At 37.6% G+C, this 14449-nt stretch carries 10 protein-coding genes; 1 reads left to right on the forward strand and 9 read right to left on the reverse strand.

Going from position 1 to position 14449, the window contains the following annotated elements:
* Positions 1-4 precede the first annotated feature (4 nt).
* The 5 genes from C4S54_RS13175 to arfA form a co-directional block, all read right to left on the reverse strand.
* Positions 5-1522 (reverse strand): MBOAT family O-acyltransferase, encoded by a 1518-nt coding sequence (locus tag C4S54_RS13175; protein WP_103869935.1) that lies wholly within the window; start codon positions 1520-1522, stop codon positions 5-7.
* The gene (gene surE / locus C4S54_RS13180; protein ID WP_103869936.1) at positions 1522-2241 is read right to left on the reverse strand and encodes a 5'/3'-nucleotidase SurE; all 720 of its coding nucleotides are present in this window, start codon (positions 2239-2241) and stop codon (positions 1522-1524) included. The genes C4S54_RS13175 and surE overlap by 1 nt, the downstream gene beginning before the upstream one ends.
* Before the next feature lie 31 nt (positions 2242-2272).
* A complete protein-coding gene (locus C4S54_RS13185) occupies positions 2273-3379 on the reverse strand; it encodes an SLC13 family permease (protein ID WP_103869937.1) in 1107 nt (368 codons plus the stop codon).
* Between the two features lie 6 nt (positions 3380-3385).
* Positions 3386-4735 carry an MATE family efflux transporter gene (locus C4S54_RS13190; protein ID WP_242973818.1) on the reverse strand — a complete coding sequence of 450 codons (1350 nt, stop codon included), beginning with the start codon at positions 4733-4735 and terminating at the stop codon, positions 3386-3388.
* Positions 4736-4842: 107 nt separating this feature from the next.
* Positions 4843-6354, reverse strand: a complete 1512-nt coding sequence (gene arfA, locus C4S54_RS13195; RefSeq protein WP_022772165.1) for an arabinosylfuranosidase ArfA — start codon at positions 6352-6354, stop codon at positions 4843-4845.
* 148 nt (positions 6355-6502) lie between these two features.
* Here arfA and C4S54_RS13200 point away from each other — a divergent pair, with 148 nt between their 5' ends.
* Positions 6503-7429 carry an alpha/beta hydrolase gene (locus C4S54_RS13200; RefSeq protein WP_103869939.1) on the forward strand — a complete coding sequence of 309 codons (927 nt, stop codon included), beginning with the start codon at positions 6503-6505 and terminating at the stop codon, positions 7427-7429.
* A 45-nt stretch (positions 7430-7474) separates the two neighbouring features.
* Here the strand turns inward: C4S54_RS13200 and C4S54_RS13205 are convergent, their stop codons facing one another.
* Genes C4S54_RS13205 through gyrB form a run of 4 tightly spaced genes read right to left on the reverse strand, consistent with a single transcriptional unit; the run spans position 7475 to position 14438 of the window.
* A complete protein-coding gene (locus C4S54_RS13205; protein WP_103869940.1) occupies positions 7475-8437 on the reverse strand; it encodes an AEC family transporter in 963 nt (320 codons plus the stop codon).
* A 7-nt stretch (positions 8438-8444) separates the two neighbouring features.
* Positions 8445-9899, reverse strand: coding sequence for a GGDEF domain-containing protein (locus tag C4S54_RS13210; RefSeq protein ID WP_103869941.1), 1455 nt, complete (start codon positions 9897-9899; stop codon positions 8445-8447).
* Positions 9900-9906: 7 nt separating this feature from the next.
* Positions 9907-12462 (reverse strand): DNA gyrase subunit A, encoded by a 2556-nt coding sequence (gene gyrA, locus C4S54_RS13215; RefSeq protein WP_022772170.1) that lies wholly within the window; start codon positions 12460-12462, stop codon positions 9907-9909.
* Positions 12463-12500: 38 nt separating this feature from the next.
* Positions 12501-14438 (reverse strand): DNA topoisomerase (ATP-hydrolyzing) subunit B, encoded by a 1938-nt coding sequence (gene gyrB / locus C4S54_RS13220; RefSeq protein ID WP_022772172.1) that lies wholly within the window; start codon positions 14436-14438, stop codon positions 12501-12503.
* Between the last annotated feature and the right edge of the window lie 11 nt (positions 14439-14449).

Raw genomic sequence — 14449 nt, forward strand, 5'->3', positions numbered from 1 at the left:
CTCCTTAGAACTGGAAGTATATGAAGGTGCTGACATTTGACAGTGATATGAATGACCATACAAATAAAAGCGCCAGTCCAAGAATCATCTTTTTACTATAACTTGCTTTTTCAACAATTTCCTGTGTGTTTTTCCTTGTCATTATATAGGCTGAAATAGCGATATATATTACAAGAGTTGCTACGTATACGGTATTGTCAGCGTTCATACCAAGCTGGGAAAAGAGCTGTCTTGGTATGTAGTTTTCTGCAATCTCGAGTTTTGATGCTGTTCTGTACAAGAATCCCGGATATGTCCAGAAAAACAGTCTCTTAAACATTCCTATGGCATGCGCCATATCCTCTGATCTGAAGAATACAAGGGATATAACAAACATCAAAAAGGTAAGCGCATTTCCTAGAGCTCTTGGAATAACTAAAAGAGGCTTTTCAAAAAACAGGTATCTTGCTTTTGATTCTTTCCCTTTTTCCGGAGCTACGCTCATGATTCCGAGGTCATCCCAAACAACTAAAAGTCCCTGCATAAGTCCCCAGCAGATATAGGTCCATCCGGCTCCATGCCAGAGTCCGCTGAGCACAAATACTATCAAAACGTTTACTACTGTTCTTACTTTTCCTTTTCTGCTTCCACCAAGCGGAATATACACATACTTAATGAAGAATCTTGAAAGTGTCATGTGCCAGCGCTGCCATAGCTCTTTTGCACTGGATGCTTTATAAGGAGAATTGAAATTCACAGGGAGCTTAAAGCCAAGCATCATGCTGACGCCATTTGCCATATCGCAGTATCCTGAGAAATCAAGATATATCTGAAATGTATAAGCCAGCATTACGGCTATTACTGTTACTGTATCCAAATAGTAGGTCTGCTGAAAGCCGTAGTTCACTGCGCCTGCAAGTGTATCTGCCAGGATGACTTTTTTGGCAAGACCTATTATGAATGAAGTAAGTCCACTGGCAAAGTTATCCACATTTAAACGCCTTAAATCCTTGTTTTCGAACTGATCTATCATTTCTTTGTGGAAAGCTATTGGTCCCTGGATCAGTTTTGGGAAATACACTGTGTATAATGCGTATTGCAAAAATGGATAGTGGGGTGCCTCGTTATTGGCTCTGTCCACAATAAATGATATCTGTCCGAAGGTAAAAAAGCTGATTCCTATAGGCATAAGAATTTCTTTTGCCGATAGATGAGCCCCTGAAATCGCATTGACATTGTCGATAAAAAATCCCAGGTATTTGAAATAAAATAAAAGTATCAGGTTAAATATTACACCTATTATCTTTATGACTCTTGATATTTGTGGTCGCTTTTTGATAATAAAACTCAGGCAATAATTTACAGCAATGCTAAGCAATAGGATCAGTAAAAAAGACACTCCAAAAGTGTAATAGAAATACAGTGACATAAGTGTTAAAAAGCCCTCTGCCACCGTATATTTTTCTAATTTATTCAGTGCAAACCACCCAATAAGAAGTATGGGCAGAAACACTAATATAAAAGTAAACGAATTAAAACCCATCAGCAAAGATTCTCCACAAGTCCAATTGAAACGTAATTATCCAAGATTGCACCATAATCAGTGCCTTCTTCAGGAGTTGGTGAGAAAGCACCATCTACCATGTATCTCACTCCATCGTTTGGGAGTTGTTCTATTTCTTTATAACTGTCTTTGTAAAATGCACTTCTTGATACTACCCTGTCTTTTAAAACGCCTTTGCATTTTTCAAGCTTACATCCCGGGAAATTCACGTTATAGATAAATCCCGGAGTATATTCTTTTTCCACAAGCTCAGCCATTATGTCTCTTAAATATTTATCAGTTGTTTCATGAATGCCATTCATTCCCTCAGAAAAAGCAATGGAGAGATATCCCTGAAACTCACCTTCAAGTGCTGCTCCAACAGTTGCTGAATACTGTATATCTGACGCAACATTATATCCAAAATTTATTCCTGACATTACAATAGCGGGCTTTTTGGGCATCACGCTAAGACTGCCTACTCTTACGCAATCAGCAGGTGTTCCGCTACATGAATATGCCTTAACTCCTTCAACAGGAAAATCATATGGATAAACGTCTATACCATGTCTCAAAGTTATGCTGTGAGATGCTGCGCTTCTCTGATCATCAGGCGCAATTACATACACCTCGCCAAACTCCTTTGCAGCCTCTGCAAGTCTTATTATTCCATCTGATTTAATTCCATCATCATTTGTTATTAATATTCTCTTAGCCATTCAAAAACCTTTCTTATCCAATATTACTATCTTATAGAATTAGCTGCAAAATCACCAGCATTATTAAAAAGAAAATATTGAATAAAGTAAATGTAACTACGTACTTTCCTGTGTTTTCTCTGTACTCTTTTGTATAAGCCTTAAATGAGATAAGGCTTGCCATTGAAGCAATAAGTGTACCCAGTCCGCCAACGTTTACTCCAATTAAAAGTTCCTTATAATTAGTTGTAAATCCTGACAGCATTAATGTGGCAGGGACATTACTGATAAATTGACTTAAAACTATTGATATAGCAAACTCTTTTCCATCTATTGTATTTCTGAAAAAGTCACTAATAAAGCCAATTCTGCCCATATTTCCAGTGAACACAAAGAATCCTATAAAAGTGAGTAATAAAACATAATCAGCTCTAAAAAGTATTTTGTAATCCATTCCTAATATTACTAATAAAACGATAATTACAAAAATATACCATGGAATAAAAATTCTCAATACCGTCAAAATAGCTATTGTAAAAAGTACTCCATATACTAAAATTTGAATTTTGCTGCCAAAATTCTTTGTAACGAGCGTTGAGTTTTTTGTCGAAGGTGTTACATTTTTGAACGATATTGCGATAACAGTGCAAAACAGCATAATTGCTGATAATAAGCTATATGGCAGCATAGTTGCAACAAATTGAGGAAGTCCCATACCGGCAAGTCCGTATAGGTACAGATTTTGAGGATTACCAATTGGAGTTAGCATACTTCCAAGGTTTGCAGCAATTGTCTGAAGAACGATCACAGGTATCATCATATCTTCCATATCGCAGTTATGTAGGATCATGATTGCAAACGGAACAAATGTTATAAGTGCTACGTCGTTGGTTATGAGCATACTTCCCACAAAGCACATAAACACCAACACGGCCGCCAGCTGCCAGCCCTTTTTTACCTTAGCTAAAAGAGCTGATGCTATCTTCTCAAATACGGAGTTTTCTTTAAATCCTTGGATAATGACCATAAGTCCCCAAAGGATTCCTAATGATCTAAAGTCTATGTATGAAATATACTCTTTTCCCGGATGTACAAAAAATGCTGATATTATCGCAAGTATCCAGGATATTACAAGAACTTTATCAATCTTTTTTAACATTACCTATCACCTCGTAAGGTCTTTTACCCATTTATATTTTCTAAATCTGTGCATAACCCATGGAATCTTTCCTACTTCGTCAAGACAGGTACAAGCATATACTACAAGCGGCGACCAGTGAAATATAAATGCTCCTGCAAAAGCCAAGGGTATTGCTATCATCCACATGCAGACAATAAGACTATACATATCAAATAGTGTGTCTCCGCCACCATCCAATACTCCATTTATGGTTACTGTATTAACTGCTCTTCCTATCATATAAACAGACATTATAACCATCATTCCTATGAGGTATTCTCTTGCTGAGTCGGTAAGTATCACGCCTCTAACAACTATCGGTGTAACTGCAAGAACAATCGCTGTAGAAATAAAACCGATAACATAAGAAAGATTCTTTAGTTTGATTCCATATTTTTTACCTACGTCAAGCTTACCTGCTCCAAGTTCATTTCCAACAATAATACTCGCAGCAGTTCCAATACCATTGCACATGCAGCATACAAGGTCTCTTACAACAGCCGCCACTGAGTTGGCAGCTGCCGCATCTACGCCCATATGCCCCATTATAGCGGTATAAGAAGTAAATCCTACTCCCCAACAAAGTGATCCGCCCATAAGTGGCAGACACTGTCTGATAAAGTCTTTTATCAGCAGTGAAGGAATCTTAAAAAACCTCGATAGAGCCGGTTTTACATAATTTGTTCCATAAGATAAAAAGATGCATAAAAATAATTCTATAATTCTTGAAATTGTTGTTGCAAGAGCAGCTCCTCTGGCCTCCATCCTTGGTACTCCAAACAAGCCAAATATAAAGATACCGTTAAGTACTATATTTGAAATAACCGCTGTTGAGCTTATTACAGCTCCGGTTTTGACATGCTCTGACACTTTCATTATCCCGAGATAACTCTGGGAAATACCTGTTATGAGGTATGACCAACCGGCAATCCTTAAATATCCACTGCCAATTTCAATCAGTTCTTTATCTCCGGCAAAAATGCTCATAAGGATTTCAGGACAAATTTCACAGGCTGCAAAAAACAGTATAGAAACAATTCCGCAAAACCACAGCATCAGATTAAAGATGTTCTCAAGAGTAGCCTTATCTCCTTTTCCCCAGTACTGAGCTCCCAAAATTGTACCGGCTGATATAGCTGAAAAAATAAACATATTCTGTACAAACTGAATCTGTGTTGCCAAAGACACGGCCGTCATCTGCTGCTGAGCTACCCGTCCAAGCATAAGTGCATCAGCTGCAGCGACAAGAGCCAGCATCAGGCTCTGAAGGGCAATAGGAAGGGCTATTCTCACAAGATTCCTATAAAACATCTTATTATCTATTTTTACTTCCATGTTATTCCTCATTTTAAAAACTATTCAATCTATATTCTCAACTAGTCTATTATATAGAAAATGGACATGTCTACCAAGACATGTCCACTCATTATAATAAATAATTATTACTTTGCAAGTCTTATTACATTCCAGCTCTTTGCAGGAAGCTTACTTGTGAGGATCCCCTTATCAACTTTAGAACCTTTAGTGAAATCTACAGGTTTAACGTTGTCAGGATTTTTCTCTGTGTTTTCAGCCTTAAGATCCTTGTGAGTAAGTACGCTGTGTTCAACAACCTTGTAACCTGCATACTGTCTAAGGTCACATGTAAGCTCGAAATCTTCTTCAAGGTTCTTATTAACTGCAAAGATTGTAAGAGTCTCATTCTCTTCATCAGTAACAACTACACTGTCTACATAAGGTGCTTCACCATGTTTTGACTCATATGTTGGTGTTTTTACTACAGTATTTAATACTTCTCCTCTTCCATAAACGCTCGCCTGCATATATGGATAGAAAATAGTCTGTCTCCATGCTCCTGTATCTGATGTCATGATTGGTGCAATAACATTTACAAGCTGAGCAAGGCAGGCAATCTTAACTCTGTCTGCATGTCTGAGAAGTGTAATGAGCATTGAACCAACTAAAAGAGCATCTTCAAAGTTATAGATGTCCTCCAACTGATGTGGATGTTCGCACCATTTCTCAATCTTTGCGCCATTTGAGTGATACCATACATTCCATTCATCAAATGAGAGGTTGATTGTCTTCTTTGAGCGCTTAACAGCTTTTACATAATCGCAGATGCTGATTACCTGGCTGATAAACTGATCCATTGCTACGCTGCTTGCAAGGAAGTTAGGTGTGTCATTTTCAGCATTTCCATAATATGTGTGGAGTGAAAGATAATCTGTTGTATCATAACTGTTCTCAAGAACAATTCTCTCCCACTGTCCATAAGTGTCCATATAAAGAGATGAGGATCCGCATACTACAGTCTCAATTGAAGGGTCAACAAGCTTCATGATATGGCCTGCTCTTCCAGCCTTCAAACCATATTCCTCAGCTGTCATATGTCCCATCTGCCATGGGCCATCCATCTCATTGCCAAGGCACCAAAGCTTGATATTGTAAGGGTCTTTAGCACCATTTTTAATTCTCATATCACTATACTTTGTACCGCTCTTTATGTTGCAGTACTCAATTACATTTTTAGCATCCTCGATGCCTCTGGTACCAAGGTTTACTGCATACATTGGCTTTGTGCCAACTTTTTTACACCAGTCCATAAACTCGTCGAGACCGAACTGGTTTGTTTCTACTACTCCCCACGCAAGCTCAAGTCTTCTTGGTCTGTCTTTTTTAGGGCCAACGCTGTCTTCCCAATTAAATGCAGATACAAAATTACCGCCAGGATATCTTACGATTGGAACCCCAATCTCTTTAATAAGTTTCATTACATCCTTACGATATCCATTTTTATCAGCAAATTTATTACCGGGCTGATAAATACCTTCATATACAGCTCTCCCAAGATGCTCGATAAATGAACCATATATACGCTCATCTATCTTGCTGATCGTGAAGTCACGATCAATACATAGTTGCACTTTGTTATCGATTTTTGCTTTTTTCATTTTACATACCCCTAAAATAATTTACAGTTATACAAATAATATAAACCAATTCTTTCAAAATGAAAATGGAAAATATCTTAATCTTTAAAATAATGGTATTATATATATAACCTTTCTGAGGTTTATTTATGACAAGATTGGAGACACAATGAGTAAGAATAATACAATTTTTAAACTTGGTTTATTTTCAGCCCTTTTTGGTGGCGTTTATGCATTTAGTAACTATATCTACAAGATCACTTCAATCCCTCATCAGCACAGCGACGGAGATGCAGATTTTGACAAGCTGATCACTGAAGGCAGATACTTTGTAAGAAACAATCCTGACAGACAGGATATGTATATTGAGAGCATTGATCAGTTAAAGCTTCATGCTTCATTTATTCCAGCAAAAGAAAAAACAAATAAATACGTGATCCTTATTCACGGAATCTGGGATAATCACGAAAGTAATGGTATTTATGCAAAACACTACCTTGAAAAAGGCTTAAATGTCCTTCTTCCCGACCTTAGAGGTTTCGGAAAGAGTGAAGGTAAATACATAGGTTATGGCCTTGATGACAGGCTTGATATCATGGAATGGATCTACTGGATAATTAAAAGAGATCCCCAGGCAAAAATAATCCTTCATGGTATGTCCATGGGTGCCGCTACAACTCTTATGACTACAGGCGAAAAGCTCCCTGAAAATGTTAAAGCTGCAATTGCAGACAGCTCCTATTCAACACTTCGTGAGCAGTTTGCTTCCACCTACAAGAGTTTCAAGGGTTCTTTTGTTCCTATTCCAATAGCAATAGCTATTGCACGTGCTGTTATTCTTATTCGTTCCGGATATGATATAAACGACGCCAGCCCTATTAAGGCTGTAGCTTCATCATCAACTCCAACTCTTTTCATTCATGGAGATGATGATACATTTATCGATCCACATATGTGTTCAAGACTCTATGAGGCAGCAAGCTGTCCCAAGCAGTACTGCATGATTCTTGGCGCCGGACATATTGAGAGCGTGGTAAAAGACCCTGAGAATTACTGGAAAAAGATATCAGAATTTCTTACAAAGATTGAGTTTTAAGTAAGATAAAGGCTTTGTGAATCATCAATTCACAAAGCCTTATTTTTATATAATTCCTATTGATTTTAAAATGTATAACCAGAAAGTAAGTGAAAATCCACATCCTAAGGTTGTCATCATTATAATGCTGCTACTAAGTGTTCCTTCATGGCCCATACTCTTGGCCATTATATAGCAGCTTACGGTTGTAGCTGATCCGAGCATCACTAGAATAGCAACTATCTGTTCACCTACAAATCCCACACCTACTGCGATTGGCATTATTATCGCCACTAATAAGAAGAGTTTTATAAAACTTGCAAGAAGCGCTGGCTTTATTTCTTTTGCTGCCTTTTTTATCTCAAAGGTTGCGCCCATTGACATTAGTCCAAGTGGTGTTGCAAGCGCAGCAACACTAGAAGTCACACTTCTAAAAAATTTAGGCATTGGCATTTTTAGTACCGACCATATCATTCCGCATAGAATCCCCAAAATGATAGGATTTTTTAATATTCCAATTATTGTATCTTTTACCAGTGCCTTTTTTTCGCTGTTATCAGCATTTTCCTTTGGAGCAGTCAATGTAAGAATGATCACAGCAAAGATATTGTAAAGAGGCACACTTCCAAGGATCATAAGCGGTGCCATTCCGGAATTGGAATCCCCATATATATTGTGGATAAAAGCAATTCCAAGCAAAGCCGCGCTGCTTCTGTAGGATCCCTGTATGAATTCTCCGCGTTTTGAATTATCTTTTATTATTATTTTTGAAAATATTGTGATTACTGAAATGCTTATTATCGTTGCAGCAAAACAAAATAGTACAAACTTGCCATCCCAAGTTCCAGCAAAATCCTGGGTTGAGAGATCATTAAATAACAAAACAGGAAGTGCTATCTTAAATACAAATTTATTCATCCATGATGCTGCTTTTTGGTCGATAATACCTATCTTTTCAAAGATATATCCAAGGACCATCAAAAGAAAAATAGGTAATGTAGCATTTAAACTAAAAATAAGATTATCCATTATTTTCTTATTGCATCTGTTTTATTTTTTGAAGATTATCATCTGTTTCTTTTAACATTTCTCTAAGTGAGAGATTATCTTCATAACTGAATTCGCAGATAGAATACTGAAGATGATTCATATATCTGCTTGATTCTTCAAGAAGGCTTGCATTCTGCGCTGACATTTCCTGCCTGAAATTTTCAGCTTTACCTTCTTCATCTGTTATTTCTATAACTGCAAATTCGTCGCCTCTGATTCTGCCATAAATACTCTTTTTAAATACGCTTTCAAGAACTTCGGCAATCCTTCTTACAGCTCTATCGCCTTCTTCATGTCCATATAATTCGTTAATCTTCTTTAGCGAATCCATATGGATATAGGCAACTATTGCATATCTTCCAGGTTTAAATTCTTCTTTTAACAGGTCATAGGCCTTTGCAAAGAATCCTCTTCTGTTAAGGCCTCCAGTGAGATAATCCTGATCTCCGATATGATCCAAAACTGAGTCATCCCTTGCAAGCTCTTCTTGAACTTCATACAGCTCTTCTGTAGTTTTGAGCAATTCTTTTTCAAGGTACGAAAGCCTCGAAACACCAGTTACTATACTCACAAGTGAACTAAAGAAGTGGTTTATAAGTGTCTTTGATCTGAATTCTGTTACTACAATTCCTAGCTGATGCTCTCCGACGAATATGTCACCTGCGATAAGCACCATTGGTTTATTCTTAAGGAATTGTGAAAAGATTTTATCTGTGTCTACTATCCTCTTTTCTTCATCAAACACATCTACTTTTCCACAAATCGCTGTGCTTTTTACACTTATTTTTTCAGGCAATACCCAATTATACTTGAGATTATTCCTTATCTTTGTGTCATAAAGAAAAATACCAAAGTTCTTTATTCCATCGGCAACAGCTTTTTCTGAGAAAATACCATATGCTTTCTCATTTCCATATTTTCTGTTCAGAAGTAGAGCACCTAATTCTGAGAGAGTTTTAATTGCATCGGATTCAGGTTTTTCCACAAAAGAAAAGCTCTTTTGTGCTTCATTTGGCGGAAGTTTTCCTTCCTTAGCAAAAAAGCATGCATCACAAACTGCTTCATATCCGAGTTGCTCAAACTGTTCATGATCAGTTTTTACTTCATTTACTGAAGTGAAGCCTTCCTGTTCTGTTAGTGTTAAAACAGGCACCTTATCAAATTTCTTTAAAAATGATTCTTTTTTTAGAATAGTAGCGTTTCTTCCTATGCGCTCTATGTCTATGATAAGTGCATCGAAATCAGCAGTATTGGCATATTCAAATAATGCTGAGTATTGATAGTCATAAGGATTTTTCGCATCTTTGTTATCAGAAGCAAGATATTTACCAGGCATGATGACAAGGGAAACACCCTTGTCATCAGCAGCCTGACTAGCTCCTATACAAATCTTTTTTACATCCTTATCTTCTAATTCAGATACTAACAGTCCGATGTTCATTGGCCCCTCATTCCTCAGGAATATCTTCTGTTACGTCATCAATATTATCTAGTTCTTTATCGCCGTCTGATATTTTTTCTCTTACTTTTGCAATCTTTGCTACTGTAACACCCTTATCAAGATTTATCATCTTAACGCCTGATGTTACTCTTCCATGGACTGATATTTCATCCATTCTGAGCTGGATTATTATTCCGGCATTAGTGATCATCATGATCTCGTTGTCGTCATTTACTGCCTTAACTCCAACTACGTTACCGGTCTTTTCTGTTATCTTATAGCACTTAACTCCCTTACCACCTCTAAACTGATTATGGAATTCATCAAGAGTTGTTCTCTTTCCATATCCTTTTTCAGAAACGATAAGAAGTGAATCACCCTGAGTATTGAGCTGCATACCAACGATCTCATCTGTATCGTCAAGCATCATTCCTCTTACACCCATTGATGATCTTCCTGTTGAACGAACGTCATCTTCGTCAAAATGGATACACATACCATTTTTTGTAACAAGGAATACTTCGGAGTTTTTCTTTATTGTCTTTACTTCAATAAGCTCATCGTCATCACGAAGGTTAATTGCAGCAAGTCCTGTCTTTCTTACATTTGAGAAATCTGTAATAGGAGTTTTCTTTACAGTTCCTTTCTTGGTTACCATAAAGAGACTCTTTTCCTCATCCTCAAAGTCTTTTACAGGTATCATTGCGGATATCTTCTCTCCAGGTGCAAGCTGAAGCAGATTTACAATAGCCATTCCACGTGATGTTCTTGAAGCTTCCGGAATCTGATATGCCTTTAATCTGTATACTCTTCCGGTATTAGTAAAGAACATTACATAATTGTGTGTAGTAGTCATGAGAATATCTTCAACGAAATCATTTTCAATTGTTGTTATTCCCTTGATTCCCTTTCCACCACGATTCTGCGCTTTGAAATTGTCAATAGACATTCTCTTAATATAGCCAAGATCTGTCATTGCAATTACTGTATTTACATTAGGAATCAGATCTTCCATGTCGATGTCTGAATCGTCATGTCCTATCTGTGACTTTCTGTCATCTCCGTATTTATTTGATATTTCCTGTATTTCTGTCTTAATAACTCCAAGAAGAAGCTTTCTGTCTGCAAGTATAGCTTTCAATTCTTCTATTCTCTTTAAGAGTTCTGCGTGCTCCTGTTCAAGCTTGTCTCTTTCCAAACCTGTGAGAGTACGAAGTCTCATATCCACAATGGCCTGAGCCTGAACATCAGAAAGACCAAATCTCTCCATTAACTGCTCTTTGGCAATTGCAACTGTTTCACTTCCTCTTATGATCCTGATAACCTCATCGATGTTATCAAGCGCGATGAGCAATCCCTCTAAGATATGATTTCTTTCTTCCGCTTTGTTAAGATCATATTTTGTTCTTCTGGTAACAACTTCTTCCTGATGCTTAATGTAGTACTTAAGCATATCAACAAGACCAAGAACTTTAGGTTCATTATTAACAAGCGCAAGCATGATTATACCGAAGGAATCCTGCATCTGAGTATGCTTATAGAGCTTGTTGAGCATGATGTTAGGATTTACATCACTTCTGAGCTCAATAACTACTCTCATTCCTTCTCTGTCTGATTCATCACGAAGAGCTGTGATTCCATCAAGCTTTTTAAGCTTAACAAGCTCTGCGATCTTTGAAATCATATTTGCTTTATTAACAAGATATGGAAGCTCAGTAACAACGATCCTGTTCTTTCCATTAGCCATAGGCTCAATGTTTGTAACAGCTCTGATAATTACTTTTCCACGGCCTGTTCTATAAGCTTCTTCTGCTCCTCTTGTTCCAAGAATAATTCCACCTGTTGGGAAGTCAGGAGCTTTAACTATTTCAAGGAGTTCTTCAATTTCAGTTTCTCTGTCCTCAAGAACTCTGTTATCAATCATCTTTGTAACTGCACTTATAACTTCTCTAAGGTTATGTGGTGGAATGTTAGTAGCCATACCTACCGCAATACCTGTAGTACCATTTACCAGAAGGTTAGGATATCTACTTGGAAGTACTGTTGGCTCTTTTTCTGTCTCATCGAAGTTTGGTACAAAATCAACAGTATCTTTGTTGATATCTGCGATCATTTCCATAGAGATCTTGGTAAGTCTTGCCTCAGTATATCGCATGGCAGCTGCACCATCACCATCCACAGAACCAAAGTTACCATGTCCGTCAACAAGGCAATATCTCATTGACCATGGCTGAGCCATATTTACTAATGAACCATAGATAGAACTATCACCGTGTGGATGATACTTACCCATTGTATCACCGACGATACGCGCACATTTACGATGTGGCTTATCTGGTCCATTATTCAACTCTATCATTGAATAGAGTATACGTCTCTGAACAGGTTTAAGACCATCTCTTACATCTGGAAGTGCTCTTGAAGCAATTACGCTCATGGCATAATCGATATAGTTCGATTCCATGGTCTTCTGAAGATCAACTTCTTTTATTTTATCGGTTGTGACTTTATCAAAGACATCCTCTGATAAGTCATTGTTGTTATTATTGTTGTTTTCAGCCATTTCTAATTATTCCCCTTTACAATGGATGAGTAAAAATCTTAAATATCCAAGTTCTTTACAAACTTAGCATTCTTCTCAATAAACTCTCTTCTAGGCTCAACTTTATCACCCATAAGAGTAGTAAATGTAACATCAACATCAGATTCAGATTCTTCATCCATGTTTACTCTGAGAAGAACTCTTCGTTCAGGATCCATTGTTGTTTCCCAAAGCTGCTCAGGGTCCATTTCTCCAAGTCCCTTATATCTCTGGATTTTGTTGTTCTGATCTCTTCCGACATCAGCAAGAATACTGTTCAATTCTTCATCACTGTATGCATACCAGACTTTTTTATTCTTCTCAAGCTTATAAAGTGGTGGCTGTGCAAGATATACATGGCCTTCTTTGATAAGCTCAGGCATAAATCTGTACAGGAATGTAAGCATAAGTGTTGCAATGTGAGATCCGTCAACATCGGCATCAGTCATGATAATGATCTTGTCATAACGAAGTTTGTTAATATCAAAATCATCGTGGATACCAGTACCAAATGCTGTGATCATAGCCTTAATTTCAGCATTACCGTATATTCTGTCTACTCTTGCTTTTTCCACATTAAGGATTTTTCCTCTAAGTGGAAGAATAGCCTGTGTAGCACGGCTTCTTGCAGTCTTAGCTGAACCACCGGCAGAGTCTCCCTCTACGATGAAGATTTCACATTTTGATCTGTCTGTTTCAGAACAGTCAGCAAGCTTTCCTGGAAGTCCAAATCCATCAAGCGCTGATTTACGTCTTGTGAGATCTCTTGCTTTTCTGGCTGCATCTCTAGCTCTCTGAGCAAGAATAGCTTTTTCCAAAATCTGCTTAGCAACAGAAGGATTCTGCTCAAGATAGTATGTAAGCTGTTCGCCGACAACACTTGCTACAGCTCCTCTAGCCTCTGAATTACCAAGCTTTTGCTTAGTCTGTCCTTCAAACTGAGGATCTTCGATCTTAACACTTATGATTGCTGTAAGACCTTCTCTGATATCTTCACCAGTAAGGTTTTCCTCACTGTCTTTAAGCATTTTGTTTGCTCTCGCATAGTCATTAAATGTCTTTGTAAGAGCTGCCTTAAATCCTTCAAGGTGTGTACCACCTTCAGGTGTATTGATATTGTTTACAAAGGTATAAATACTCTCGTTATATGAATCATTATGCTGGAAAGAAACTTCAACCTGAACGTTATTCTTGTTTCCTTCAAAGTACATAATATCGCTATAAAGAGATGTTTTGCTCTTGTTGAGGTACTCAACAAATTCCTTTATTCCACCTTCGTAATGGAAAGTCTGCTTTATAGGATCTTCGCCTTCACCAACTCTTTTATCTGTAAGAGATATCTTAAGTCCCTTTGTAAGGAAAGCCATCTCTCTAAGTCTCTGCTTAAGAATATTATACTCAAATACTGTTGTCTCTTTGAAAATGAGCGCATCCGGCTTGAAATAAACTCTTGTACCTGTTGCATTTGAAGGCGCATCTCCAACAACCTTAAGAGGATAGCATACTTTTCCTCTTTCATATCTTTGCTGGTATACTTTGCCATCTCTTGTAACCTGTACTTCAAGCCACTCTGAAAGAGCGTTTACTACAGAAGCACCTACTCCGTGAAGACCGCCGGATACCTTGTATCCCCCACCGCCGAATTTTCCACCAGCGTGAAGGATTGTGAATACAACTTCCACACCAGTAAGTCCTGATTTGTGGTTTACGTCTACTGGGATACCTCTACCATTATCTTTTACAACAATGGTATTGTCCTCGTTAATAGTAACTTCGATATGATCACAAAAACCAGCAAGCGCCTCATCTACAGAGTTATCAACAATCTCATACACAAGATGATGCAATCCCCTGCTTGCTGTTGTTCCGATATACATACCAGGTCTTTTTCTGACTGCTTCAAGTCCTTCAAGAATCTGAATTTGGTCAGCGCCATATTGTACTTCTTCGTTACCCATTATTTGCTCCA

This window comes from Butyrivibrio sp. Su6 (assembly GCF_900108105.1).
Classification (GTDB): domain Bacteria; phylum Bacillota; class Clostridia; order Lachnospirales; family Lachnospiraceae; genus Butyrivibrio.

Bases quoted from the DNA above. Each gene is read 5' to 3' on its own strand.
- C4S54_RS13175 (WP_103869935.1), bottom strand. From the start codon at position 1,522: ATGGGTTTTAATTCGTTTACTTTTATATTAGTGTTTCTGCCCATACTT.
- surE (WP_103869936.1), bottom strand. From the start codon at position 2,241: ATGGCTAAGAGAATATTAATAACAAATGATGATGGAATTAAATCAGAT.
- C4S54_RS13185 (WP_103869937.1), bottom strand. From the start codon at position 3,379: ATGTTAAAAAAGATTGATAAAGTTCTTGTAATATCCTGGATACTTGCG.
- C4S54_RS13190 (WP_242973818.1), bottom strand. From the start codon at position 4,735: ATGGAAGTAAAAATAGATAATAAGATGTTTTATAGGAATCTTGTGAGA.
- arfA (WP_022772165.1), bottom strand. From the start codon at position 6,354: ATGAAAAAAGCAAAAATCGATAACAAAGTGCAACTATGTATTGATCGT.
- C4S54_RS13200 (WP_103869939.1), top strand. From the start codon at position 6,503: ATGAGTAAGAATAATACAATTTTTAAACTTGGTTTATTTTCAGCCCTT.
- C4S54_RS13205 (WP_103869940.1), bottom strand. From the start codon at position 8,437: ATGGATAATCTTATTTTTAGTTTAAATGCTACATTACCTATTTTTCTT.
- C4S54_RS13210 (WP_103869941.1), bottom strand. From the start codon at position 9,899: ATGAACATCGGACTGTTAGTATCTGAATTAGAAGATAAGGATGTAAAA.
- gyrA (WP_022772170.1), bottom strand. From the start codon at position 12,462: ATGGCTGAAAACAACAATAATAACAACAATGACTTATCAGAGGATGTC.
- gyrB (WP_022772172.1), bottom strand. From the start codon at position 14,438: ATGGGTAACGAAGAAGTACAATATGGCGCTGACCAAATTCAGATTCTT.